The sequence below is a fragment of the Enterococcus sp. AN402 genome (assembly GCF_040719405.1).
Taxonomy (GTDB): Bacteria; Bacillota; Bacilli; order Lactobacillales; family Enterococcaceae; genus Enterococcus; species Enterococcus faecalis.
This window is the reverse complement of record NZ_JBFDTM010000004.1, coordinates 959,738-985,166: the sequence shown is the minus strand read 5'-3', so window position 1 is coordinate 985,166 and position 25,429 is coordinate 959,738. Positions and strand designations below refer to the sequence as shown.

General features: G+C 37.1%; 27 protein-coding genes. 7 read left to right on the top strand and 20 right to left on the bottom strand.

Annotation, left to right across the window (positions count from 1 at the left end):
• Positions 1–4 precede the first annotated feature (4 nt).
• The 8 genes from AB1I62_RS06175 to AB1I62_RS06140 all read right to left on the bottom strand — a co-directional run bounded on the left by AB1I62_RS06175 (position 5) and on the right by AB1I62_RS06140 (position 4,290).
• Positions 5–364 (bottom strand): tail assembly chaperone, encoded by a 360-nt coding sequence (locus tag AB1I62_RS06175; RefSeq protein WP_002395084.1) that lies wholly within the window; start codon positions 362–364, stop codon positions 5–7.
• Positions 365–397: 33 nt separating this feature from the next.
• On the bottom strand, positions 398–910 hold the full coding sequence (locus AB1I62_RS06170) for a phage major tail protein, TP901-1 family (protein WP_104859367.1): 513 nt from the start codon (positions 908–910) through the stop codon (positions 398–400).
• A 12-nt stretch (positions 911–922) separates the two neighbouring features.
• Positions 923–1,339: a hypothetical protein gene (locus AB1I62_RS06165; RefSeq protein ID WP_002395083.1), complete on the bottom strand. Its 417-nt coding sequence runs from the start codon at positions 1,337–1,339 to the stop codon at positions 923–925.
• A 220-nt stretch (positions 1,340–1,559) separates the two neighbouring features.
• Positions 1,560–1,967, bottom strand: a complete 408-nt coding sequence (locus tag AB1I62_RS06160; RefSeq protein WP_002360491.1) for a RinA family phage transcriptional activator — start codon at positions 1,965–1,967, stop codon at positions 1,560–1,562.
• Between the two features lie 19 nt (positions 1,968–1,986).
• On the bottom strand, positions 1,987–2,379 hold the full coding sequence (locus tag AB1I62_RS06155; protein WP_002360492.1) for a hypothetical protein: 393 nt from the start codon (positions 2,377–2,379) through the stop codon (positions 1,987–1,989).
• 66 nt (positions 2,380–2,445) lie between these two features.
• Complete coding sequence (locus AB1I62_RS06150) at positions 2,446–3,288, bottom strand: ATP-binding protein (protein WP_104859368.1); 843 nt, start codon at positions 3,286–3,288, stop codon at positions 2,446–2,448.
• Between the two features lie 18 nt (positions 3,289–3,306).
• Positions 3,307–4,062, bottom strand: a complete 756-nt coding sequence (locus AB1I62_RS06145) for a DnaD domain protein (RefSeq protein WP_164978378.1) — start codon at positions 4,060–4,062, stop codon at positions 3,307–3,309.
• Between the two features lie 45 nt (positions 4,063–4,107).
• The gene (locus AB1I62_RS06140) at positions 4,108–4,290 is read right to left on the bottom strand and encodes a hypothetical protein (RefSeq protein WP_078127098.1); all 183 of its coding nucleotides are present in this window, start codon (positions 4,288–4,290) and stop codon (positions 4,108–4,110) included.
• A gap of 168 nt (positions 4,291–4,458) precedes the next feature.
• On the opposite strand from AB1I62_RS06140, the gene AB1I62_RS06135 reads away from it, so the two are divergent.
• Positions 4,459–4,941, top strand: coding sequence for a helix-turn-helix domain-containing protein (locus AB1I62_RS06135; protein WP_002360496.1), 483 nt, complete (start codon positions 4,459–4,461; stop codon positions 4,939–4,941).
• 34 nt (positions 4,942–4,975) lie between these two features.
• Entirely contained in the window at positions 4,976–5,461 is a 486-nt protein-coding gene (locus AB1I62_RS06130) for a toxin (RefSeq protein ID WP_002382232.1), read from the top strand.
• 372 nt (positions 5,462–5,833) lie between these two features.
• Here AB1I62_RS06130 and rbfA read toward each other — a convergent pair whose 3' ends face one another.
• The 8 genes from rbfA to AB1I62_RS06090 form a co-directional block, all read right to left on the bottom strand.
• Positions 5,834–6,184 (bottom strand): 30S ribosome-binding factor RbfA, encoded by a 351-nt coding sequence (gene rbfA, locus AB1I62_RS06125; RefSeq protein WP_002360497.1) that lies wholly within the window; start codon positions 6,182–6,184, stop codon positions 5,834–5,836.
• Between the two features lie 24 nt (positions 6,185–6,208).
• Positions 6,209–8,599, bottom strand: a complete 2,391-nt coding sequence (gene infB, locus AB1I62_RS06120; RefSeq protein WP_016617232.1) for a translation initiation factor IF-2 — start codon at positions 8,597–8,599, stop codon at positions 6,209–6,211.
• Positions 8,600–8,611: 12 nt separating this feature from the next.
• A complete protein-coding gene (locus AB1I62_RS06115) occupies positions 8,612–8,917 on the bottom strand; it encodes a YlxQ-related RNA-binding protein (protein WP_002357860.1) in 306 nt (101 codons plus the stop codon).
• Positions 8,907–9,206 (bottom strand): YlxR family protein, encoded by a 300-nt coding sequence (locus tag AB1I62_RS06110; protein WP_002363794.1) that lies wholly within the window; start codon positions 9,204–9,206, stop codon positions 8,907–8,909. Before AB1I62_RS06110 ends, AB1I62_RS06115 begins: the two co-directional genes overlap by 11 nt.
• Before the next feature lie 20 nt (positions 9,207–9,226).
• Positions 9,227–10,426, bottom strand: a complete 1,200-nt coding sequence (gene nusA, locus AB1I62_RS06105) for a transcription termination factor NusA (RefSeq protein ID WP_104874903.1) — start codon at positions 10,424–10,426, stop codon at positions 9,227–9,229.
• A 143-nt stretch (positions 10,427–10,569) separates the two neighbouring features.
• A complete protein-coding gene (rimP, locus tag AB1I62_RS06100) occupies positions 10,570–11,043 on the bottom strand; it encodes a ribosome maturation factor RimP (protein WP_002357863.1) in 474 nt (157 codons plus the stop codon).
• A gap of 205 nt (positions 11,044–11,248) precedes the next feature.
• The gene (locus tag AB1I62_RS06095) at positions 11,249–13,135 is read right to left on the bottom strand and encodes an Ig-like domain-containing protein (RefSeq protein ID WP_104859576.1); all 1,887 of its coding nucleotides are present in this window, start codon (positions 13,133–13,135) and stop codon (positions 11,249–11,251) included.
• 140 nt (positions 13,136–13,275) lie between these two features.
• Positions 13,276–15,696: a cation-translocating P-type ATPase gene (locus AB1I62_RS06090; protein WP_002384650.1), complete on the bottom strand. Its 2,421-nt coding sequence runs from the start codon at positions 15,694–15,696 to the stop codon at positions 13,276–13,278.
• A 218-nt stretch (positions 15,697–15,914) separates the two neighbouring features.
• On the opposite strand from AB1I62_RS06090, the gene rnhC reads away from it, so the two are divergent.
• Positions 15,915–16,832 (top strand): ribonuclease HIII, encoded by a 918-nt coding sequence (rnhC, locus tag AB1I62_RS06085; protein ID WP_202250923.1) that lies wholly within the window; start codon positions 15,915–15,917, stop codon positions 16,830–16,832.
• 66 nt (positions 16,833–16,898) lie between these two features.
• Here the strand turns inward: rnhC and AB1I62_RS06080 are convergent, their stop codons facing one another.
• A complete protein-coding gene (locus tag AB1I62_RS06080) occupies positions 16,899–18,071 on the bottom strand; it encodes a class I SAM-dependent methyltransferase (protein ID WP_202250922.1) in 1,173 nt (390 codons plus the stop codon).
• 257 nt (positions 18,072–18,328) lie between these two features.
• Here AB1I62_RS06080 and AB1I62_RS06075 point away from each other — a divergent pair, with 257 nt between their 5' ends.
• The 3 genes from AB1I62_RS06075 (at position 18,329) to AB1I62_RS06065 (ending at position 21,810) form a co-directional block, all read left to right on the top strand.
• Complete coding sequence (locus tag AB1I62_RS06075; RefSeq protein WP_002357869.1) at positions 18,329–20,437, top strand: LTA synthase family protein; 2,109 nt, start codon at positions 18,329–18,331, stop codon at positions 20,435–20,437.
• Positions 20,438–20,542: 105 nt separating this feature from the next.
• Positions 20,543–21,244 (top strand): hypothetical protein, encoded by a 702-nt coding sequence (locus AB1I62_RS06070; RefSeq protein WP_002360505.1) that lies wholly within the window; start codon positions 20,543–20,545, stop codon positions 21,242–21,244.
• A 14-nt stretch (positions 21,245–21,258) separates the two neighbouring features.
• A complete protein-coding gene (locus AB1I62_RS06065) occupies positions 21,259–21,810 on the top strand; it encodes a hypothetical protein (RefSeq protein WP_033594967.1) in 552 nt (183 codons plus the stop codon).
• 38 nt (positions 21,811–21,848) lie between these two features.
• On the opposite strand, the gene AB1I62_RS06060 is transcribed toward AB1I62_RS06065, so the two are convergent.
• Both AB1I62_RS06060 and AB1I62_RS06055 read right to left on the bottom strand, forming a co-directional pair.
• Positions 21,849–23,306, bottom strand: a complete 1,458-nt coding sequence (locus tag AB1I62_RS06060) for a sensor histidine kinase (protein WP_002377728.1) — start codon at positions 23,304–23,306, stop codon at positions 21,849–21,851.
• Positions 23,306–24,025, bottom strand: coding sequence for a response regulator transcription factor (locus AB1I62_RS06055; protein WP_002381953.1), 720 nt, complete (start codon positions 24,023–24,025; stop codon positions 23,306–23,308). The genes AB1I62_RS06060 and AB1I62_RS06055 overlap by 1 nt, the downstream gene beginning before the upstream one ends.
• A gap of 214 nt (positions 24,026–24,239) precedes the next feature.
• Here AB1I62_RS06055 and AB1I62_RS06050 point away from each other — a divergent pair, with 214 nt between their 5' ends.
• Positions 24,240–25,019, top strand: a complete 780-nt coding sequence (locus AB1I62_RS06050) for a Cof-type HAD-IIB family hydrolase (protein ID WP_002369540.1) — start codon at positions 24,240–24,242, stop codon at positions 25,017–25,019.
• A gap of 17 nt (positions 25,020–25,036) precedes the next feature.
• On the opposite strand, the gene AB1I62_RS06045 is transcribed toward AB1I62_RS06050, so the two are convergent.
• Positions 25,037–25,243, bottom strand: coding sequence for a hypothetical protein (locus tag AB1I62_RS06045; protein WP_002357875.1), 207 nt, complete (start codon positions 25,241–25,243; stop codon positions 25,037–25,039).
• Positions 25,244–25,429 lie beyond the last annotated feature (186 nt).

Below are 25,429 nucleotides of genomic sequence, written 5' to 3'. Positions count from 1 at the left end.
TTAATTAGTTGGTCGCTTGCGCTTCTGCTTTCTTCGCTTCTTTGTTGAACTGATCGATCATTGGTTTTGTAAGAGGTTGCTTTCCCATTTCTTTAAGCAAATCATCTGAAAGTTTTTTGACATCTTGGGTCATTAACCATGCTTCAATTTCCGACTTACCTATTTTTAATTGCCCACTTTGTAAAGCTTCCATGATGTCAACTAAGATTACTGGATTGTATTGGCGTAAATAAATCATTGCTGAACTGATGCCCATGCCGAATTTGGCAGCGCCATTTTCAATTTGGTAACGTTTATCTAATTCGCGAATCGCGCCAATCGTAAATTTCACTTCAATTGTTTTTCCGTTAATCTCTAAATTCATTTTTTATCCTCCTAAAATTCAACACTTTTTTGATTATGCGCCAGGTTGTGGTGCTTTCTCTGGAACGGTATCTTGGAACCCATATTGTGCTTCCGCAATAATATCTGCTTCTACTGTTGCAAAACCATCTTGTGGTTTGCCATTAATAGAGGCTTCTGTTTCGATTTCTACTAATTCTTCTACATTGGCTGGTAAACTCCATGAATTTACATAACCTTGGGCATAAATTGCTGGATATTTACCTTCCGCATTTTTTTCACCTTTTAAATCAACATCCCAAAATTCCATTAAGATGCCATCTTCAACTGCGTCTTTCATGTATAAATTTTCATCATCTCGAGAGGCTAAACCGCTTAACGATAACGTAACTTCTAAACCAGAAACAGCATTCGCAACGCCATCTTTTGTTTGCGTACCGCTCGATTCACGTGAGAATTCCCATTCATGTTCAATTTGAAATAAGGGTTTCATTGCTTTCTTTGTCGCTGCTTCATCCAAGCGACGAACTAATAAAATACGGTCTTTTCCTTGCATAACTTCTCCCATTGATAATTCCTCCTAGTAAAATTGCATGTGTAATGGTAGTACAGCATGCCAAATTGTTTTTTTCATTTGTTTGGTATCTTTTACCATTTGTGCTTTGACTTCTTGATGTTTGATACCCCAATTAAAATGAGCCGTTCGTTTTAAGTTACTGGTTGCCTGCCGTAAAATCGTTCCTTTAATTGTAGAAATTTGTTGTCGTTCAGATAACGCACCATAAACATGCATTACTAATTCAATTTCTCCCAAAATAGCTGATTTAGTTGGCTTAGGTAATTCTTTACTATCACCTAAGTAAACAAATGGCTGATCTGGTAAATCTGTCGGCAGTTCCTCTAGCAACAAAAATCCTGACGTCTGGCAGATTGCAACAAGGGCTTCATATAACTCTTGTTCCGCTTCATTCATTTTTAGCGCCACCTTTCCATTCAAAAAATTCAGGATTGGTTAACAAATTGGCTCTCTTCTAGTCAAAATGAAGGATTTTGAAAGTAGCCGGCATTTTCTGCTCCTTCATAGCTGACACAAGAAAGCAGTCAAAATTATAGAATTACGTGTCTTCATTTTTTGGTTGCCTCACGTTTATCTATCTCTTTCGACACTATTAATTTACCATGTTGACACCTGAAAAAATTCCACGCTTTTTCCATGTTTACATCCCTAGTTCATCCGCCACCGCTTCAAAGAAATGATTTCTTAATTTATAGGCTTGGCTTTTACTAATAAATAATTGCTGGGCAAGTCCAATTAATGTTAAAGAGGGCCGTTTTTTCATATATAGTTCTTCAATAATCACGCGCGTTTGTTCATCCGCTTCAGCTAAACAATTTTTGATAATGTCTCGATTTCTCTCTAAGTTCCACAGACGACGATCCATAGCTATCGTAATCGCCATTCGTTCGGTCACTACAGAGTGAAGTCCTTGTCCTCTAATACCAGCATTTAAATCTGCTTCTTGATAAGGGTGCCGTAATTCTTCTTCCCGTTGACGGATATACTCATCTGTTTTATAAAAGTCTGCTAAAATATCTTTGATATAATTAAATGTTGACGTACGCATTGGTTAATCTCCTTTACTTTTATTCATTTAAAAGTGTTAATCGATAAATAAAATAACACTCTTTCGACATGTCTAAGCCGTGACGAATCGCTTCATCTGAATAACCGAGCCAAATTAAATAGAGATACTCGCTTTTTGTAAACGATGCGGCCTTGATGGATTGGATGGGTCTTGATTGATCCATCGACCAATTACCGATTGCTTGTCCTAATTCTTGAATTTCCTGCATAATAAGTTTATTTTTTTGACTTGCCCAATCGGGATATTGATTCATTAGTTGTAAGAGTCGTTTTCTTTTTTGTGCTTTTTCGCTTTGTTGCTTTGAAATATCTTTAAATACAACGCTTTTCATTTCAAATAAATCTTTTTTACGTTTTGTTAAATTACTCATGTTTACGGCCTTCTCTTTCACCAATTAGATAACCTAACATCAGTGTCATTGTCCAAAAGATAAACCCAATAATAATTGTTAACATATTTATTTCACACTCCTCATTCGTTTGTCTGTTGTGTCTTTATATTGGAAAACATAGCCACTGGCGTGCTTCATTAGACGAGAAATAATGCGTGTTCCATAGGCCTCCACCAGTTGTTTTCCAGAAAAATTAGTAGTAAAAATAGTTGCTTTATTCTGTCTAGCTTCTAAAATTCGGTTTAAGATATCATTATTAAAATCCGTACTAACTTTATTTTTAATTCCTAATTCAGCACCTAAATCATCTAAGACCAAAACGTCTGCTTTTTTCATTCTAGTAATATACGCTTGAGCCTTTGCTTGGCTTTTGGCCGATTCATTCATGGACATTTTTAGTTTTTCTAATAACTCAGAGTAGCTGACAAATAAACAATACTTTTGATATGCAGAGCGTTCTAAGACTTCAACTAAAATACTGATAGCCAAATGACTTTTACCGACACCAGGTTTCCCTGAAAAAATAACGTGAATTGGCTTTCCTTCAACAATCGCTGAAACTGCTGCTAAGGCCCGTTCTTTTGCTTGTCTTGTTTCTAATTCAGTGGTTTGGTAATTGGTTAAACGACATTGCCGTAGCGCATCATCAGCAATTAAGGACCCTTGATGAAAAAATTTTTGTGTACGCGCTATAAAACTCTCTTGAGCACGTTGTTGAGTGGCTTCTTGTTCATGTTTTTTTAGCATTTTATACCCACACGACCAACAAGTTGGGGCACAACGTTCTGTGCCATCTTTATTTTTTTGTTGCCAAACATATTGTTCACTGCCACATTCAGGACAACGGTCTTCAACTTTTTCTAACAATTGACTCAATAGTATTTGAAAAGTTTGATCTGTCGCATGCATACTGATTTCCTCCTTTCTTTAAAAACCTAACTCTTGATATTCTTCTGTCATTTGCGGCGCATGCTCCGACACTTGTTTTTTATCATTTACCAGAACTTCATGTACGGATAAATAATTTTGTTGCTCCCAACTTTTCAAAATAGCATTTACATAGCCGTAATTCCGTTTATTTCGATCGACGGCAATTCCTAAAGCATGCAAGATTAATTGGCATGCTTCCTCTTGGCTAGACCCTTTTTGTATAAAATCTTGCAACCAATACTTAAAATCTTGGCTTGTTTTTGAGGCCAGTGTACCAAAGCCGTTTTCCTCATAAAAATGATAAATCATCTTCAAACAATCGTTTTCTGAACTACTACCTTGACTCTGACCTAACTTAGACTGGACTATGCTTTCCTGCGGTAACCGTTGGTAGTCAGTTGGTTGACCACTGACAGACGATTCTGCTTTAAACGTATAAGCTTTGCTATTTTTTTCAACAATCTGATTTTTCTCTTCTTGATACAAGGTTGGTTTGTAACGATCACTGCGAATATAATTATGAATTTTCCAATGTTTGATAACGATCACACCACTTTCAAATACTAGAATAAATTTTTTAACCATTAGCAATTTTAGATCGTCTTCCCCACAACCAACCATTCGCTGCAATTTTTTGGGATTATTGATAAATCCATCATCATCGGCACGCATCGCTAAATGAAAATACAGAGCCTGACTTGATAAGGGCATATCTAAAAATGCATCACTATCAATAATCGTTTTTGCAAACATGCGTCGTTCTGCCAATCCTCTTCTCTCCTTTTGACTAAATTATTGTTACTCTGTTAGTAATTCCATGAGGCCAATCATACCAATCACGATGGCCCCAATTTTTATTGAGACACTGCTTATTAATAAAATAATTGCTAAAAGTAACATATCCGACAACGTTTTTTTATAGTTTTGACTCATTTCTTCACCCTTTCTACAAAAATACGGTTTTCCGAACAAAGTGTTCAAAAAAATAGTTCAGTTAACCGAACATTTGAATGGCTCTATCTTAGCATCAAATATTTTCACTGTCAACTCATAAGTTCGGTTTTGTGAACTGCTAATTTTAATTGCGATTGTTACTTGCCTTCTCTAAACAGGTATAGTATACTTTGAGGCAATAGGAGGTTCGGAAATATGAACATTTTTGCTGTCCGTTTAAAAGAGGCTTTAACAGCCAAGAACATCAAACCTAGTGATTTAGCGAAAAAAACTGGCATCGGTAAATCTTCGATCAGCGATTGGCTAGCTGGTCGTTACGAAGCAAAACAAGACAAAGTTTATCGCATTGCAGATGCATTAGACATTAATGAGGCTTGGTTGATGGGACAAGAGGTTCCCATGGAAAAAAATGCCTCAACTATCGACCGCATTTATAAAAAATTAGAACCCCAACGACAAGCCATCGTTTATCAATTTGCCGAACAACAATTACACGAACAACAAACGCAAGCAGAAATTCTCTCATTCCCTCGCCGTGACGAAATGACACTGGCTGCCCACGCTGGGGATCCAGAAAAGATATTTTCAAAAGAAGAAATCGAGAAAATTCACGATTACTTGGATGAAATTGATGCCAAATATCAACAATCGATTTCTTCTGACAAAAAAGAGGATTAACTTCCCATCTACTCTTTTTATTAAGTAATGGCAGGTGAATGGTAAAGTGAATGATTATGAAAAACTCGTCAGTTCCATTCAAAAGGATGTGACGGTTTTAGAAATTGATTTATACAATCAAACAGGTTGTTATGGGTTGTATCGAAATGGCAAAATTTATATTGAAAAAACATTGAGTACCCGTCAAAAGAAGAACATTTTAGCCGAGGAATACGGGCATTATCAAACATCCGTTGGCACTATTTTAAATCAAAATTGTACAGAAAATCGGAAGCAAGAGTTGAAAGCCCGCAATGTGGCCTTAGAGCAATTAGTTACATTAGACGATTTAATTCGTTGCTCTGAAGCTGGCTTAAGCAACCATTATTCTTGTGCTGAATTTTTGGAAATCGATGTTGAGACATTAAAAAATGTGATTACGTACTATCGACAAAAGTATGGCGCCACTTATCTTTATAAAGGACGGATTTTTGAATTTAGGGATTATTCTGTGATGGTATTAAATACTGGGTTAACTTAAAAAGCATGGAACAAAATCAATAAGGATTTTGTTCCATGCTTAAAAGTATTCTGGAAAATTCAAGAGCGATTTTTGTACCAATGGTTAATATGTCCGACGCCAATCATAAGATTTGGGACAAGTATGAGGACGAATATAAATGACGGCCAAAATCCGATGAACTGAATAATACGTTCCCGCATACTATGTAGTACAAAGAAGAAAAGAAAAAAGTACAGGGAACTCTTGCCTGAACCCATTTCTTTTAAATAACGATCTCCATTTTTATAGAAAGCAACAATTCTTTTCATCTTTGCACCTCCATGACTATTTTATCAAGAAATCATGAAAAGAAAAAGCACACCATTCGTCTGGTGTGCTTTTTCTTTTTAATTATTCACCTTGATTCAACTTACGAATCAACTCATCAATGTGATTTCCGTATTGGACAGATTCGTCTCTTTCAAAAATCAACTCTGGTGTTTTATACAAGGTTAACCGTTGTCCTAATTCTTTACGAATCAGTCCTTTGGCTTTGTCTAATCCTTGTTGAGCTTTTTGTTGTTCGGAAGCTAAATCAGATAACAAGCTGTAATAAATCGTTGCTTGTTGTAAATCACCGGTCACACGAACATCTGTAATAGTGATGCCTTGGACGCGTGGATCTCTGATGCGTTTGTTCAAGATATCATTCACTTCACGCATGATTTCTTGACCTACACGACGGTCACGATAATTTGCCATAGTGTCTTCCTCCAATTACTAAAATTATTGTTTAATTTCTTCCATAATGAAGCCTTCAATCGCATCATCTACACGTAAATCATTGAAATTTTCAATCATAGCGCCACATTCAAAACCAAGTTTGACTTCTTTCACGTCATCTTTAAAACGTTTCAAGCTTGCTAATTTACCTTCATAAATAACAATACCATCACGAATGACACGCACGCCACTATCGCGGCGAATAAAGCCTTCTGTAACATAACAGCCAGCGATTGTGCCAACTTTAGATACTTTGTACAATTCACGAACCGTCATTTGACCCGTAATTTTTTCTTCAAATTCTGGATCTAATAACCCTTTCATCGCTGTTTCGATTTCTTCTAGAGCTTTATAGATAATACGGTGTAAACGAATATCAACTTCTTCTTGTTCTGCTTGTTGTTTTGCTTGTGGTGTTGGGCGAACGTTAAAGCCGATAATAATCGCATTACTTGCTGCGGCTAAAGTTACGTCGCTTTCATTGATTGCCCCAACTGCCGCGTGAACAATTTTCACACGAACGCCTTCTACATCAATTTTTTGTAAACTTGCTGAAACGGCTTCGGCAGATCCTTGTACGTCTGCTTTGACAATGATATTAACTTCTTTTAATTCGCCTTCTTTTAGACTTTCAAATAAGTTATCCAATGTCACACGGCTACTTGCTGAACGTTGTTCAAGTAACGCACGTTTAGCCCGTTCTTCCCCTGCTTGACGTGCTGTTTTTTCATCTTCAAAGACCACAAAACGATCACCCGCTTGAGGAACATCATTTAATCCGGTAATTTCCACAGGAGTTGCGGGTCCTGCTTCTTTATCACGGCGGCCCATGTCATTGGTCATCACACGAACACGTCCGTAAGTATTACCAACAACGATTGGATCACCAACATGTAAAGTTCCTTGTTGAACGAGTAATGTCGCAACCGGACCTTTACCTTTATCTAAGCGCGCTTCAATCACTGTTCCAATTGCTTTTTGCGTTGGATCAGCTTTTAAGTCTTCTACTTCAGCAATCAGTAAAATATTTTCCAATAGTTCATCAATGTTTTGATTGAATTTCGCTGAAATATTGACGAAAATCGTATCTCCGCCCCATTCTTCAGGAATTAATTCATGTTCACTTAATTCTTGTTTCACATGATCAGGGTTCGCACCAGGCTTATCAATTTTGTTAACTGCTACAATAATCGGCACTTTTGCCGCTTTCGCATGGTTAATCGCCTCGATTGTTTGTGGCATTACTCCATCGTCCGCTGCAACAACTAAGATGGTAATATCAGTGATGCTGGCACCACGCGCGCGCATACTTGTAAAGGCCGCATGTCCTGGTGTATCTAAGAACGTAATTGGTTTGCCATCAATATCTAACTGATAGGCACCAATATGCTGCGTGATACCGCCCGCTTCACCTGAAGTCACACGAGAATGGCGCAATGTATCTAATAATGTCGTTTTCCCGTGGTCTACGTGTCCCATGATTGTGACAACAGGGGGACGTGTAGTTAAGTTTTCTTCAACAACTGCTTCTGGTTCGAAGAATTTATCAATGTCCGCAATGTCAACTTGGACTTTTTCTTGTGGTTCCATGCCATAGTCCACAGCTAATAATTCAATTGTATCTTTATCTAAGGCTTGGTTTTGGTTAACCATGACACCCATCATAAATAATTTTTTGATGATTTCCGCTGGTTCGCGGTGGATTTTTTTCGCAATATCCGCCACGTTCATACCTTCTGTATATTCTAAAACATCTGGTAATTCACGGAATTTACGTGCTGGTACTGCTGGCTTCGCTGATTCTTGTTGATGTTTGCCTTTTTTCCCTTTTTTATTGAAACGATTGCGGTTTTGGTTATTAAAGTTATTCCGGTTATTACGATTTTGACCGCCACCAAAATTGTTGTTACGGTTTTGGCCGCCACGGTTTTGGTTGTTCCCGCCATTGTTATTTTGGCTGGTCCGATTTTGATTCGTTGTAGAACCGTTATTGTTTTGGGTATTGCGGTTTTGATTGTTTGTATTTGTTTGATTGCTACGGTTTTGTGTGTTGCTTTGGCCGTGACGATTTTGGTTATTTCTTTGTTGTCCATTCGTTGATTGATTGTTTGGACGATTTTGGTTATTTCTTTGTTCACCAGGTTTATTGTTCATTGGTTTCTTATTGGCTGGTTTATTTTGTGTTGTTTGTTGCTTTTGGTTGTTTGTTGCTTTTGATTGAGTATTTACGGTACTTCCTCCTCCGAATGCTTGACGAAGCTTTGTTTCTTGCTCGGAACTAATTGCGCCCATATGGTTTTTAACATCCATACCTAATTGATGCGCTTTATCGACAACGTCTTTGCTTGCTTTATTCATTTCTTTTGCTAGTTCATAAATTCTTTTTTTTCCCATGCAATCACCTTCCTAACCTTTTAGTAATTCCTTGATTTTGGTGGCAAATCCTGCATCAGTTACTCCGATAACCATTCGTGGTCGCCCAATCGCTTGGCTGAGCTCGAATTGACTGAACAGTTCGCTAACAGGAACATTATAATAAGAACTTTTGTCCTTGATTTTCTTTCTAGTATTCTCACTGGCATCTTGCGCAACAAACACAAATTTCGCTTTGTTTGCACGAATATCTTTAAGGGTTAATTCCTCACCTGTGACTAATTTACCGGCGCGCATTGCTAAACCTAAAAGGTTCAAAATTTTGGTTTTATTTTCCATCGCCAAACAACTCTTTGCGGGCTTTTTGGTGTGTTACATAATCCAATAGTTCTTGATAAAATTCATCACTTAATTTTGTTTCTAAGACACGATCAAGAATTTTTTTATCCCAAGCTTTTTGGACTTCCGCAGGATCCAAATCAACGTAAGCGCCACGTCCAGGTAATTTACCAGTTGGATCTAAGGCCACTTCACCTTCTTTGGAGCGAGTAATTCTGACTAATTCTTTTTTCGGTTTCATTTCGCCTGAAACAACCGATTTACGCATTGGAATTTTTCTCTTTTTCATTTTTTCACCCTCCAAAAACGTTATTCTTGTTCAGGTAATTCTTCTGTAATTTCTGCTTCAACAACTGCTTCTTCAGCAGCCAAGTTTTCGTAATCATCTGCCGTCATATCTGAATGGACAATTGCTTCATCCATTTCTTCTGCCACTTCGGCAACTTCTTGATTGGCTTGTTGTTCATAAAATTCAGCCATATCAGATTCTGATTTGATATCAATTTTATGGCCCGTTAATTTAGCAGCTAAGCGCGCATTTTGACCACGTTTACCAATTGCTAATGACAATTGATAATCAGGTACAACAACTGTACATGCTTTGCTATTTTCTGGATCAAAAATAACATCTAATACTTGAGCTGGATTCAAGGCATTACTAATATAAATAGCTGGATCTTCGTTCCATTCCACAATATCCATATTTTCGCCTTTTAATTCATTCACAATCGCTTGGACACGTTGGCCTTTTGGACCAACACAGGTACCCACTGGGTCAATATTAGGATCTGTTGAACGAACGGCTACTTTTGAACGATCGCCAGCTTCACGAGCGACGCTTACGATTTCAACAATTCCATCATAAACTTCTGGAATTTCTTGTTCAAAAAGACGTTTTAGTAAATCTGGATGACTACGGCTTACAAAAACTTGTGGGCCTTTTGATGTGTTTTCAACACGTGATACGTAAACTTTAATCCGATCATGCGGTTGGTAAAATTCATTTGGCATTTGATCTTGTTTTGATAAGACTGCTTCGATTTTACCTAAGTTTACATAAATATAACGACGATCTTGACGTTCAACAATTCCTTGCATGATGTCATTTTCATATTCGCTAAATTCATTATAAATAATTGTTCTTTCCGCTTCACGGACACGTTGTAAAATTACTTGCTTTGCTGTTTGGGCAGCAATGCGGCCAAAGTCTTTTGGTGTAACTTCAAAACGAATTTTGTCGCCGATTTCATATGCACCATTTAATGCAACGGCATCTTTTAATGAAACTTCCAATTGTGAATCAAATACTTCTTCTGTTACTTCTTTGACAGCATACACGTGAATATTGCCTTTTTTTGGTTCAAATTCAACTTCGACGTTGCTTGCTTGTCCATAATGTCTTTTATATGCAGAAACTAAAGCTGCTTGTAACGCTTCAATCACCGTATCTTTAGGAATCCCTTTTTCAGCTTCTAATACGTCTAATGCATTTAACATTTCTTTGCTCATTGTTTTTCTTTTCCTCCTATGGATTCGTTAAAGCTGAACGAGTGGTTCTTCTTCCAAGGGAAAAACTTCTCGTTAAAACTTGTCACAGGCCTAGCTAAAAGTAAAACTTTTAGTGGACCCTTTTTTACATTCGAGTCTGTTGATTAAAATTGAATGGCTAAACGAGCTTTTGCGATATTTTTACGTTCAAAAGTCATTTCCTTCACTCTGGTTTTAATTTTTACACTTAATGTTAATTGTTCTGAATCAAGATGGACTAAGGTACCCTCAATCTGTTTTTCTCCATCAACTGCTTGATAAAGAGAAATATGAATGTACTTACCTACCGCTTGTTCATAATCGCTTTCTTTCTTTAACGGACGTTCTGCTCCCGGAGAAGAAACTTCCAGAAAGTACGCTTGCGGAATTGGATCTGGATCCATTGCATCTAGTTTTTCACTTAATTTTTCGCTGACAAAGGCACATTCCTCAATATCAATGCCACCTTCTTTATCGATAAATACTCGTAAAAACCAATTTTTTCCTTCCTTAACAAACTCTACTTCCACAAGTTCAAAATTTTGTTCTTCTAAGATTGGTGTGACTAACTTTGTTACAGTTTCCACAGCACTACTCAAAATTTTCGCCTCCTTCGAGATTGATGTAACGAACCGTGTCCTGATGACTTTTCCATCAAAAAGAGTGAGCAGAAATCCGCTCACTCCCAACTAGTATCATTACGCTAAAGATAGTATAGCACAGAACCATTCCAAACTCAAATGAACAAGCTAAATCTCTCGAAATTTGCACATTTTGTCTCGATTACTGAAACTATCTAAGCGATTATTTTTTCGTTTTAAAATAGATAAATACTCCTTGAATCAAAAGAAGGCTACCTAAGAAAAGAAACGCGTTTTCTTTTGTTTCTCCTGTTTTTGGCAATTCTTTATTACGAATCGCCTGTTTTTCAATGGTTATTGAAGTAGTTTCTGTGGTTGAATTCGTGGTAGTATCTGTTGTCCCACTCGTTGGTGGTGTGGTACCCTCTATAGGTTTTTCTGGCGTATAGTGATTAGTAAATACTTGACCTCCATCATACTGAGTAGTCGCCACAAGATTTCCTAAAAGCGCCTCGACGGTTACTTGAACTTGAAGGTTGTGCGTATCGTAGGAAACACCTGCCTGTTGCGTGTTTACTTCCCGAATGGTGTATTGATAGTTTCCAGGAGTTTCAAAGGTTAATGGTGAAAATTGAATTTTCCCTAAAGTATCGTTACTAACCGTTTCTAGTACTGTGCCTTTCTCATCTAACAATTCAAATTGAAATTCAGCATCCTTCAGTGGTTTTCCTAAAAGAACTTTTCCAGCTAAAAATGAAGCAGCGACTGGTTGATATGAAATCTTATGATTCACAACAGTTTTCAGTGCAACTAAGTTTTTACCAAAGTCTTCAGGCGTTATTGGAATCTTGTTTTGCGAAAGTTGGTAACCGGTAGGTGCTTTGGTTTCTTCTAAAGTATAGTTATCTTTTAACAAGCCTTTAACAATCGCTGTTCCGTTTTGATCTGTTGTGATTTTGGCCACTGTTTGATTGGTTGAGTTACGAATGAGTTCAAACTCTGCACCTGCTAAACGCTGGTCTGCTTCATCTTCTTTATGAATTTCAACAACATATTGTTCACCATTGGCTTCTCCACCACCCGTTTGTGAGACACGACTCACTTCGACTTCTTCCACCACCGTTTGATTTTCTGTTAATTTTGCATAATTTGTGAAGGTTTCACCTTTTTCGGGAAGATGATCGATTTTGGTTTTATAGGTGATACGATATTCGTTAGTCCCAATATTGCCAAAATGCACCGAAAAATTACGGTCATCAGGACCATACTGGACAGCCAACTGACCAGTTATATCTTCCTCTGGCGTGAACTGCCAAATAGCGTTTCCATCCAGTTTCCATTGTCCTCGTTCAATTTTCATAGTGTCTTTCATATAACTTAAACTTGCTGTTTTTAGCACATCTTCTACTTCTAAATCAGTATACGTTTGCCCTGTTGGATTAATCCGTAGCACATTGTAAATTTCGGTTGGATCGTCTTCGATAAACCACGAATACTTGCTAAATTTTTCGTTAACATCATCGCCTTCACCTTGGTAATCAAGATCGCCAGCAAATATTTTTTCCCCTTCAACCGTGACGTAAATAGGAATCTTGGATTCATTTTCGACATTTTCGAAATCAATCAAACTTGTAAAATATAAAGACCCACTAATATTAGCATGGTTTTCTACGTAATCTGTATACGTTAACGTGACCGTTTTATTTGCTACATCGGTCTGTGCGATTGCAACCACAGCACCTGTATCATCTACTACATTAAAGGTCATATTTTTCTCGAGACGTAGCTCTTCGGGTAAAGTGATCACACTCGTATCCCCACTATTAACGGTATTATCCGGTAAGTTGAACTCAATTCGGAGGTAGATGTCTGTATATTGATTAATGGTCCCAAGCGGGTTTCCCTCTTTGTCCGTTAGTTGAATCGCTGTCACAATGTTGCCCACTTGCTTACGCGGTACTACGTTTGGCGTAGCAGAAATTTGATTGGTTTCACTGGTACTAGTTGGTTCCGTTTGTGCATATCCTGTTTCAAGTTTCAGAAAAGGCGTTATCAGCATCGACAAAAGAATGAAAAACATTCCCCAATAGACAAAACTTCTTTTTTTCATTTTTATTCAATCCTTCCTACCTAAAATAATTGGTTAGGTTTATACTATCAAGGATTAACTAGGTACAAGTGTTTTTATTTTTCCCAACAATAAAAAACAAAAAACACCGAACCAAAATAATTTGGCTCGGTGTTTTGCTCCTAATGTCTTTTCTTATAAAACCATAATTGAACTTTTTCAGAAATGGTTGATAAATGTTGGAAAGTTGAGTCTGCTGCAAAGAAAAGAATGGCTAAAAGTAACAAGGCTGTTGGCGATACCGAAGTTAACGAGAACAAGTTTTTCATGGAAATACTTGTAATAACCATTCCGATTAAACAGCCAATCATTACGCGCTTGCGGTAACGATTCATTGGTGAACTAATTTTATAAAGAACCATAAAGCCGACTGAAACTAGCAACAATGTTGCAGTCGTTGAAATGTCCGTTTTTTGAAGTGCAAGAATATCACCACAAATTAGTAAGGCACCGACTACTAACATATCCGTTAACCCACCAGGAATTGCTTTTGATAACACATTGAAAAGAAATTTCCCTTCAATGCGACGATGATTTGGTTCCAAAGCTAGAAATGTCGAAGGAATCCCAATTGTAAATAAACTAATCAATGTGACTTGTGTCGGTTGTAAAGGATATGTCACGGCAAAAATCATAGCAAAGACAGACATCAGCAAGGAGAAAATATTTTTTACAAGGAATAAACTTGAAGAGCGTTCAATGTTATTAACTACTTGGCGGCCTTCAAAGACAACCTCCGGCATCGTTGAAAAATCAGAATCTAACAACACAACTTGCGAGGCTTGTGCTGTAGCTTGATTTCCTGAAGCCATGGCAATACTACAATCTGCTTCTTTCATGGCTAAAATATCATTGACTCCATCCCCTGTCATCGCCACTGTATGATCTAATTTTTTCAACAATAGTACAAATTGTTTCTTTTGTTCTGGCGTGACACGACCAAAAACGGTGTATTTTTCTAAAGCTTCTGTCTGGGCTTCCATTGTAGTTAATGTTCGCGCGTCCACATAATTTTCAGCACCAATAATGCCTGCCGCTTGTGCTACATTGGATACTGTTAAAGGATTATCACCAGAAATGACCTTAATAGCCACATTTTGTTCAGCGAAATATTCAAAAGTTGCTTTGGCTTCTTTACGAATCGGATTCCAAAGAAGAATGTAGCCTAGAGGTTGAACCTCTGCTGCCAACGTTTCCTGAAATTCTCCTAAATACTTTCCGAACACCAATAAGCGATAGCCTTGACTTGTATAATGTTCCACTTCAGATTGATACATTTCATAATTGTCTCTCAAAATCATCTCTGGCGCCCCAAGAATATACGTCGCTTCTGGGAAAGTCACGCTACTAAATTTTTCGACAGACGAAAACGAGGTGTAGCTAACGGCTTCCCTCTGATTATTAGTAACAAAAAATTCTTTCATCGCTTTCATCGTATCGTTGTCAGCTGACATTGTTCGGCAAAAATCGCCAATTAATTTTTCGACATTGGTTAAGTCTGTACCATCATTTTCGATACTCACCACAGGAACCAACTCTTGGACTTCCATCGTGTTTTCAGTAATTGTTCCTGTTTTATCTACACATAACACATCAACACGTGCTAAGGATTCGATACTTTTCATGTTGTGCAATAAAACGCCGCGCTTCGCTAAGCGCATTGTGCTGGCAGCTAATGCAACGGTTGTTAAAAGGTACAACCCTTCCGGAATCATCCCAATCAAGGCAGCTTCCATGGAGACAATGCTGTCATGAAGCCCTTGATGGTTGATGAAATAACTTTGGAAAAATAGAACACAGCCGATCGGGATAATAATAATTCCTACCCATTTCACCAAACGGTTAATGGAACCGACCATCTCTGATTGTTCCCCTTTTTTAATTGACTTCGCTTCAAGCGTTAATTGATGAACATAGGCCTCAGCACCAATTTTATCAATTCTTGCATAACAAGAACCTGACACAATAAAGCTACCTGACAAAAGTTGACTATCTGCTACTTTGGTAATCTCATCAGATTCCCCAGTTAACAAGGATTCATTCACACGGACTTCACCAGATAAGACAATTGCATCCCCAGAAATCTGTTCACCCGATTTAAAGAGCACCACATCATCCAAAACCAGTTCATCTGGCGAAATTTCTTGTTCTTGGCCATCCCTTACAACGGTTACTTTTGTAGCGTTTAGAATATTTAAGCTATCTAATACTTTCTTCGACTTAATTTCTTGGTAAATTCCAATGACCGTATTAATGATTACTACTGGCAAAAAGGTCATATTTTTATAAGATTGTACCAGCATTAATAACACACCTAGTACCACAAAAATTAAGTTGAAATACGTAAATACGTTATTAATAACAATCTGTTTCGTGGTGATAAACTCTGTATCGACGGCGGCATTGACTAAGCCTTTTCGCTGTCTTTCTTCAACTTGTGCGGCCGTCAAGCCTTGTTTATCTTCTGGATAATAGCGTTCCGCGTTAGCAGTCACTGCTATTGGTTCATTTTCTTGCATTTCTTTTTTTCTTCTCAAACACATCACCCCTTGTTCTAGTCGACTCTTTCATCGTCTCCTTCTCTCCCACAGTATAGCACTGAATAAAAATTTAGATAACAACTAGCGCCCAACTATAGAAAAAAATTATACATTTCCTAAACATTATCATTTTCAGGAACAAGCTAACGCAAAACCTTTTCATTTACTTGTTTTTCCTTTACTATAGTAAAGAAGAAATATCAAGAAATGAGGAACAATTGATGGCACAGAATCACGTAATTAAAGTTAGTAAAAAAACATTAGCAGAGATGACCACTGTTTATCAACCCAATCGTTTAAATAAAACGGTCCCTTATACTGTCTTTGTGGCCAAGGTTGGTACCACTACCATCACTGCTTATCAATCAGGTAAAGTCATGTTTCAGGGACCTCAAGCTGAAAAAGAGGCCGCTCGTTGGGAAGGAACGAATACCACACCAAAGAAAAAAATTTCTCCCCAGACTACTACACTGCCTGCTGATTTTGGCAACTGGTCTGTGATAGGTTCCGATGAAGTCGGTAATGGTAGCTATTTTGGTCCAGTAACTGTCTGTGCTGCCTATGTTGACAAAAGCATGATTAGCAAACTAAAAGCATTGGGTGTTCGTGATTCCAAAGAATTAACCGACCCACAAATTATTCAATTGTCACATGTCATTAAAGAACTGATTCCTTACAAGTTATTAATCGTTGAACCAAAAAAATACAATGAGATTCAACCAAACTACAATGCTGTACACATGAAAGTCGCTTTGCATAACCAAGCGATTTATCTGTTGCTACAAGAATTGGCTCCCACAAAGCCAGAAGGGATTTTAATTGACCAGTTCACCCCTGAAAATAATTATCGGAAATATGTTCGTAATGAAAAAAATCAAGTCACTGAAAAATTGTTCTTCGTCACTAAAGGAGAGCAGTATCATGTTGCCGTTGCTGCCGCCTCTATTATTAGCCGCGCTGCTTTTTTAGAAGAGTTAGATAAAGAATCTGCAGAATTGGGTTTCTCTGTGCCCTCTGGTGCTGGCAGCAAATCAGACCAAGTAGCCGCCCGTATTTTGAAAAAAGGCGGCCTAGACTTATTAGCAAACTACGCGAAGCTGCATTTTGCAAACACTCAAAAAGCCCAAAAGTTACTATAAAATAAACACCAAGCAAAAGTCCCAATACCGATTAGCGGCGCTGGGACTTTTGCTTGGTGTAAAAAATTATTTTTCAATTTCGATAAACAGGACTTTTAAGTAATTACCTTCTGGAAAATTAGGATTCACTTGAAAGTCTGCCGGTAATTGATACGTGTCCGTAATCTTGTAACGGACATTTTTCTCTTGCAAGGCAGTAATCACCATTTTTTGATATTTGGCTAAGGATAAATTTGCCGCATTGGTTGAGGCAATAAGCGTTCCCTTATCCGTTAAAATATCAATAGAATCTTTCACTAGCTCCCCATAATTTTTAGCAACGGAAAAAACTTTCTTTTTGTTGCGAGCAAAACTTGGCGGATCCAAAATGATCATGTCATAACTCAAGCCTTTACGTGAAGCATATTTAAAGTAGTCAAAAACATCCATGACAATAATCTTTTGCGCGGCAAGATTTAAATGATTGACTTCAAATTGCTCAGTCGTTTTCGGTAAGCTTCGTTTAGCTAAATCCACACTAGTGGTGGCCACGGCACCTCCCATAGCGGCAGCTACTGAAAAAGCACCTGTATAACTAAACATATTTAAGACTGTTTTACCTACTGCAAAACCATCTACTAATCGACCACGAACTTCTTTTTGATCTAAAAAGATGCCTGTCATTAATCCTTCGTTTAAATAGGTAGCAAATTGAACGCCATTTTCAGTGACAAGTAATGGCTCGGGTGCTTGTTCGCCATACAAAAACTGTGATTCGGGTAAATTTTTTGTGGAAAAGCGAATCTTTTCGTAGGTACCAATAATGTCAGGGTAAACTGTGCGAAACGCCGTCAAAAGTTCGGCTTTTTTCTGATAAAGGGTTTCATTATACCATGAAAAAACGGCGTAATCTGCATAGCGATCGATGATTAGACCCCCAATGCCATCTCCTTCTCCATTAAATAATCGATAAGCGGTTGTCAGCGAATCCTTTTCAAAAGACGTCCGCTTCTCACGACTTATTTCAAAGAGTTGTTGAAAAAAAAATTGATTAATTGGTCCATGCCATGACAGCAACCAACCAATGCCTTTATTTTGTTCGCCTAAATATCCTTCAGCTAAGCGCTGGCCTTTACTATCAATCAAAGTAAGCCAATCTGTTGGCAACGGCGCCGGCACTTGTTGCAAATCTTCTTTCTGAATTAAAGGATATCCTTTTTTAAATTTATGTTCTGCTTTTTTAGTTACTTGAAGTTTCATTCTGTACACCTACTTTTCAAAGTCCTATCTAGTATAGCAAAAAAAGGCCCATCTGTCTTTAAAGGATTCAAGCTTCACGTCATTTAACGAACTAAAAAGTTTAAGGAAATAGTAAGTTTTCTTTAACATCATCATTCCTCACTTCGGTAAGAATTGACATAAAATTTGTGAAAGAGTAAAATTAAAGTGATATTGTAAAATACGAAATTTACCTAATTTTACTTTTATAGAATCATCGTTTAGAAAGGACGTTTATTTTGAAAAAATTATTTAAAACAAATATTTTGAACACGCGACTGGGGTTATTCTCGCTAATCGCCATCTTACTGTGGCTAAAAAACCTCTTTGCGTACGCCGTTGATTTCCATTTACGTTTGGAAAATATTAACGAGTATTTCATACTCTTAATTAATCCAATTGCCACAACGGTCTTTTTATTAGCCATCGCTTTGTATGTTCGCCGTAAAAAAGCTTCTTATATTACAATGATGATTATTTACTTCTTGATGAGTTTACTGCTCTTCTCAAATGTCGTGTATTATCGAGAATTTACTGACTTCATCACAGTTAATACGATGCTTGGTGCTGGCAAAGTAGCTAGCGGTCTTGGCGAAAGTGCCTTACGTCTCTTTAGACCTTATGACGTCATTTATTTCTTAGACTTCATTATTATTGGCGTATTATTATTAACGAAAAAAATTAAAACAGATGCGCGTCCAGTCCGCGCACGTGTAGCAGTCTCTGTCACACTCCTTTCTGTTGTCTTTTTCTTATTCAATCTATTTATGGCTGAAACAGAACGTCCCCAATTATTAGGACGTCAATTCTCTCGTGACTATATCGTGAAATTCTTAGGCTTAAATGCCTTTACCGTATACGATGGCATTACAACTTACCAAACAAACCAAGTCCGTGCCGAAGCCAGTGCTAACGATATGAAACAAGTTGAAGATTACGTGAAACAACAATATGCGGCACCCGATGATAGTAAGTTTGGTATTGCAAAAGGCAAAAATGTAATTTATATCCATTTAGAAAGTTTCCAACAATTTTTAGTTAATTACAAATTAAAAGATGAAAATGGCGTAGAACACGAAGTCACACCATTTATCAATAGTCTTTACAATAGTAAAAGTACCTTTAGCTTTGATAACTTCTTCCACCAAGTTGGTCAAGGAAAAACAAGTGATGCCGAAACGTTACTTGAAAATTCACTATTTGGTTTAGACCAAGGTTCACTTTTTACACAAGTTGGTGGGAAAAATACGTTTGAAGCAGCACCCGATATTTTAAAACAAACGCAAGGTTACACTAGCGCTGCTTTCCACGGAAATGCCGGTAACTTCTGGAATCGGAATGAAACCTATAAACGTTTAGGCTATGACTATTTCTTTGATGCTAGTTATTATGATGTTAATTCAGATAACTCATTCCAATATGGGTTACACGATAAACCATTCTTTAATCAATCCGTTCAATATTTAGAACATTTACAACAACCCTTCTATTCTAAATTTATTGCTGTATCCAATCATTATCCTTATTCTCAATTTACAAACGATGAAGCAGGATTCCCAATTGCAAAAACCTCTGACGAAACAATTAATGGTTATTTCGCAACAGCGAATTATTTAGACAAAGCGGTAGAAGAATTCTTTAACTACTTGAAATCTTCAGGTCTCTATGAAAACTCAGTCATTGTTCTTTATGGCGATCACTATGGGGTTTCTAATTCAAGAAACCAAAACTTAGCAGAATTAGTAGGTAAAACCAAAGCAGATTGGAACGATTTTGACAACGCCAATATGCAACGTGTTCCTTATATGATTCACGTTCCTGGTCAAGAAAATGGCGGTGTGAACCATACGTATGGCGGCCAAGTTGATGCCTTACCAACCCTTCTACACTTGCTTGGTGTCGATACGAAAAACTACATTCAGTTAGGCCAAGATTTATTCTCTAAACAACACAATCAAATCGTTGCTTTCCGCAACGGCAATGTTGTAACACCTAAATATACTATTTTAGGTTCTAGCATTTACGATACTAAAACAGGCACTTTAATTACAGAGCCAACCGAAGAAGTTAAGAAAGAAGTCGCTGATTTAAAAGCCAAAGCGACGAAACAATTAGAAACGTCTGACCAAATTACTAACGGTGACTTGCTTCGTTTCTATACCAATAGCGGCTTAAAACCAGTTAACCCAGAAGACTATGATTACAAGAACCAATTGCAACAACTGGAAGCAATTGAAAAAGAAAAAGGTGAAAAATCAACGAGTGTTTACAGTAAAAACAATAATAAATCAACCGTTGATGAATATCACACTGACAGTTATCAAGGCTATCAAAAAACTGGTAAATAAATCTTCAAAAAGCTTGAGCAATTTGCTCAAGCTTTTTTGCTACTTTTTCATAATTAATTCATATTATTTCACTATACTAAAGATAGTTTAGAGAGGTGAAAGTTGATGAGAAGTGTCCGTTACGCTACAGCTAGTAGTTTTTATCATAAAAAAATCACGTTAATCACTGCACTCTTCTTCTTCCTGTTCTCTTTCTTATTGACTGGGCTGTTTAACTTGATTGATTTTGAAAAAGAGTTTTTACGAACGATGCCAGACTTTGTCGATATTGAAAAACAAACTAGTTACCATTACCAACTGATTCAATACTATTGGCACCTCTATCTAGGTAGTGTCATTTTCTTTGGTGTTACTTTTCTTCTGTTGATGTATGTGACATTACGCATAAAAAAGGAAGAAATACATACATGGTATCACATGCACTTTTCAAATATGTATGTCACCAAACAGCTCTTACTAGAGTTATGTTTACCGGCTCTATTAGGAATTTTCAGTTTTTTACTTTTCACTTTAATGTTTCAAGAAACGTATAATACTGTTCTTTGGGCTGCTCGTGATGCTATTTTACAGTGGTCTCATTTGGAAACTCCAGCATTTTTAGCTAAAAGTACCGACCAGGATGTCACGATTACAAATATCCAGCATTTAGGGATTCAAACGATCCAAGCATTTTCTTTTGATTTTAAAAGTATGCAGTCGCTTTATACAATCCGTAATTGCTTTGTTAACTGCTTAATCTTGCTTGGCATTCCTCTTGTTTGCGGGACTCCTTTCACGTTGATTTATTTACGCACACATAAGAAATAAGGGAGGGATTTTCTATGAATGTCACACCATCATTCAAAAAAATAACCGAAAAAAAATCCTCATTCGACGCGTTAGCTTTGCGAGAAGTTTATGGAATCATTTATTCTGCTCCAGAACAAGAACTCGCATTGGCCGATTTTTTTCAAACAAATCAACTAACCATTACTAGGCTTTCTTCTAGTGAAACCTTTCTGCCCTACTTGCCATTAGAAGAAAATTTATTTATCGCTAGTACAATCAAAGAACGGGATCGAAAAGTAGTTCTAGCCGAAGCTTTCCAGATGTTCCAATTAGAACCTGCCTTACTTGGTCGTTCCTTTACTTCTTTTACGACTTTTGAAAAAATTAAAATGCGGATAATACAACTTTTGCTTTCAAAAACAAGTACGTTAGTGATTGATGACATCTTTTCTTCATTAACGATTGGACAACGTCAAGAAATTTTACCTCAATTAAAAATAGCAGTTCAAAAAAGAAACAAGCGCTTGCTATTTCTGACAAAAGATCCACAAATTATTGATAGTCCCTATGTGCACCCCCTGTCTCTACATGCGTTATTAAATTAAAGAAAACGTCTGGCACTGATTGTGACCAGACGTTTTCTTTAGTTTTCAGTAATTTCAACATCAGGAAATGAAATAATAAACGTGGTGCCTTTACCAGGTTCACTCTCAACATTGATTTTCCCTTTATGCAAGCGGACCAATTGTTGAACGATTGGTAAGCCTAATCCTGATTCTCCATATTTAGTATTTTTACGGGATGGATCTACTTTGTAATAACGATCCCAGATATTCAAAATTTGTTCTTCCGTCATGCCGATTCCTGTATCAGAAATACGGACAATAGTTTCTAAATAGCCTTTTTCTAAAGCAATATGAATTTCGCCATTTTCAGTAAATTGGATAGCATTTTGAACAATATTGACAACTACTTGAACGAAACGATCATAATCGGCATACACATCAATTGGTTCGGTGGTGTCTAAATACAATTGATTACCGGCGGCTTCAGCTTTGGCCGTTAGTTGAGTCACAATATTTTCTAAAGCTTCTGTTCCGTTGAACTTCTTCACAACAATTTGAATCTGGTTGGTCCGAATTTTTTCATAATCAAGATTTTCATTGACTAAGCGAATCAAGCGAGCGGTCTCATTTTGCATCAGTTTAATCGCATTCTCTTTTTGATTTTCAGGAATAGCATTATACTGCAATCCCTCTAACAAGCCATTAATAGTTGTTAAAGGCGTCCGCATTTCATGAGAGGCATCCGCCATAAATTGACGACGGCGCTCTTCTTGACGATTGATTTCTTCTTGTGATTCTTTTAAAGACGCGGCCATTTTATTAAAATCTTCTGCTAGGTCATCAAATTCATCTTTGTCATGGACTGGTAATTGAATATCAAAATTTCCACTAGTAATTTCTTTGGTGGCTTTACGCATCCGATTAATTCGTTTCACTTGGAAAGTCGCAAATAGATAACTTAGTAACAAGGCAATCACACCAGAAAAAATAAAGCCTTTAATCAAGTTTTGTGTCACGGACTGGACACTTCGGTCAACGTTTTTGGCAGGTTGTGTAATAACTATTGCACCAAGCAGATTATTAGTATTTTTATCACGCACAGGCAGCATCACATAAGCTGAAGTATTCTTTTCCCCATAGATATCAATATTTTCTGTTGCATAAACACGATTACCTTTCATGATTTGATCCCAATTTTTATCGATTAAGGAAAAGTCTAATTTTTTTGTGCTATCAACTGGTGGGTACTGCACTACGCGGTCCTTGTTAATAAACACAAATTGCACATCTTGCTTCTGGAGTACGCGCTCAGTCAACTGAAATGAATAGGATAAAACATCTCGATCTGAAACACCTGCAACATTAATAAAAAAGTCACGTGTTTCTAAAGCCGATTCTGCATAACCATACAGCTGTTCATAGTTATTTTCTTGCATTGTGCGCTTGGTCAATTGTGTGAAAGACGTTCCGACAATGAGAATAATCAGAGCGATCACACCTATAAAAGCAAGTAATTGTTGATACAAATACTTCATTAAGCAACACCTGAATCGTCGAATTTATACCCTACGCCCCAAACCGTTTGGATGACTTGAGGACCCACTTTTTCAATTTTTTGTCGTAATTTTTTGATATGGGCATCAACTGTCCGTTCATCGCCAAAGTATTGATAGTCCCAAACCAATTCTAGTAGTTGTTCGCGTGAAAAGACTTGGCGTGGTTTTTTTGCTAAAGTGTATAGCAAATCAAATTCTTTAGGTGTTAAGCCTTCGATTAATTGATTATCTAAATATGTTTCTCGTGTTTTCGTATTCATTTTAAAATGATCCGTAATCACATCAAACGTTTCATCTGTATTCTCAGACGTATCATGCGCAGCCTCTGCCACCTCGGCACGACGATGTAGAGCTTTCATCCGTGCAATCAAAGTTAATGGACTAAATGGTTTTGTCACATAATCATCCGCACCCATTTCAAGGCCAATTACTTGGTCACTTTCAGAATCACGAGCGGTCAACATAATAATGGGAACATTGGCTGAAACTTTGCGAATTTCACGACAAACAGCCATCCCATCCATACTAGGTAAGTTTAAGTCTAACGTAATCATGTCCCATTTTTCTGGCGAAGCAAGAAAAGTCGCCAATCCTTCTTTGCCATCATCTTTAAAGGTAGCTTCCCACCCTTCATTTAAGAAAAACATTTGCATCATTTCTGAGACGGATTCATTGTCTTCAATCATTAATATATTCATTTCATTCACTCCTTATTCACTTTTCATAAAACTGCTCTATTGTAGTATACTCTAAAATTGAATTTGTACCAACCGATTCTATATTTCTTCAAAAATCCTTTACAGAACCATCAAAAATCACTTTTTTTCCTGCTCTTTTAAAGAAAACGAAGGGAACCCATTGTCTTTTCAGAAAAGTTTGTTAAAATAACAAGCGTAGAGAGGATGTTAGGGTATGGATAAAATGAAAGCTATTACTTTTTTTGATTTAGATGGAACTTTGTTAGATGGAACATCGCAAATTACTCCTGAGATTACCGCAGCAGTGGCGGCCTTGAAAGACAATCAAATTTTACCTTTAATTGCGACAGGACGGACCTTGTGTGAGATTCAGCCAATCATGAAAGCCAGTGGTATTGATTCTGCGATTGTAATGAACGGGCAATTTATTCATTATGAAGGAAAAACGATTTATTCAGATGAATTTACAACAGAGGAATGTGTTTCACTGCATGAACATGTCAAACATCGTGGTCATGAATTGGCTTTTTACAATGAGCGCCGTATTTTTTGTACAGGGCATACTGGCACAGTGAAACAAGCCTATGATTATATTCATTCAGCTGTTCCAGAAATTGATCCCACAGGTTATGAGAATGATGCCGTCAACATGATGTTGGTCTTAAGTCAACATGGCGATGATGATGAATATTACTATGAGCGGTTTCCTGAATTGACCTTTTATCGCAATGGTCCTTTTTCAATTGATATTGTTCGTAAAGGGGTCTCTAAAGGCTCTGGTGTCAAAAATCTTTTTAACACCTTGGGATTAAACGGCATTCCCACTTATGCCTTTGGTGATGGCATCAATGATTTGGCGCTGTTTGAGGCCTGTGATTATGGAATTGCCATGGGTAATGCGCGAGAAGAACTAAAAGAAAAAGCCACCTTTATTTCAACTAAAAATACTGAGAATGGCATTGTTAATGGCTTGAAAAAATTTGATTTACTATAAGAGAAAACTACCTTCTTCTATTGATGTACTTTAGAAGAAGGTAGTTCTTTTGTATGTTCATTTTTCTTTTTCTGCTGAGCACAGAGAGCTACTCCCACTACTTGAATCAGCAAAATCGCTCCCAACAAACAACTTAATACGATGTTTCCTGATAGGATTGTTCTTCTGATTAAAATAATTAATACGACACTGCTAATTCCGTAGAGTAACCATTGGTTGTCCATTTTTATTGACCCCTTTGTTTTTCTATGTTTAGGATAGGATGTTTCCTACTAAAATGCAAGGAAAGATCCTAGATTCTTACAACTAACCCATAATTTTTACTAATTCCTTATTTGTTTTCATTTATTCTTAAGATTCGTTTCATTTTTGTAAAAAATCACACTTTTTTTCTATCTCTGTTTTAAATT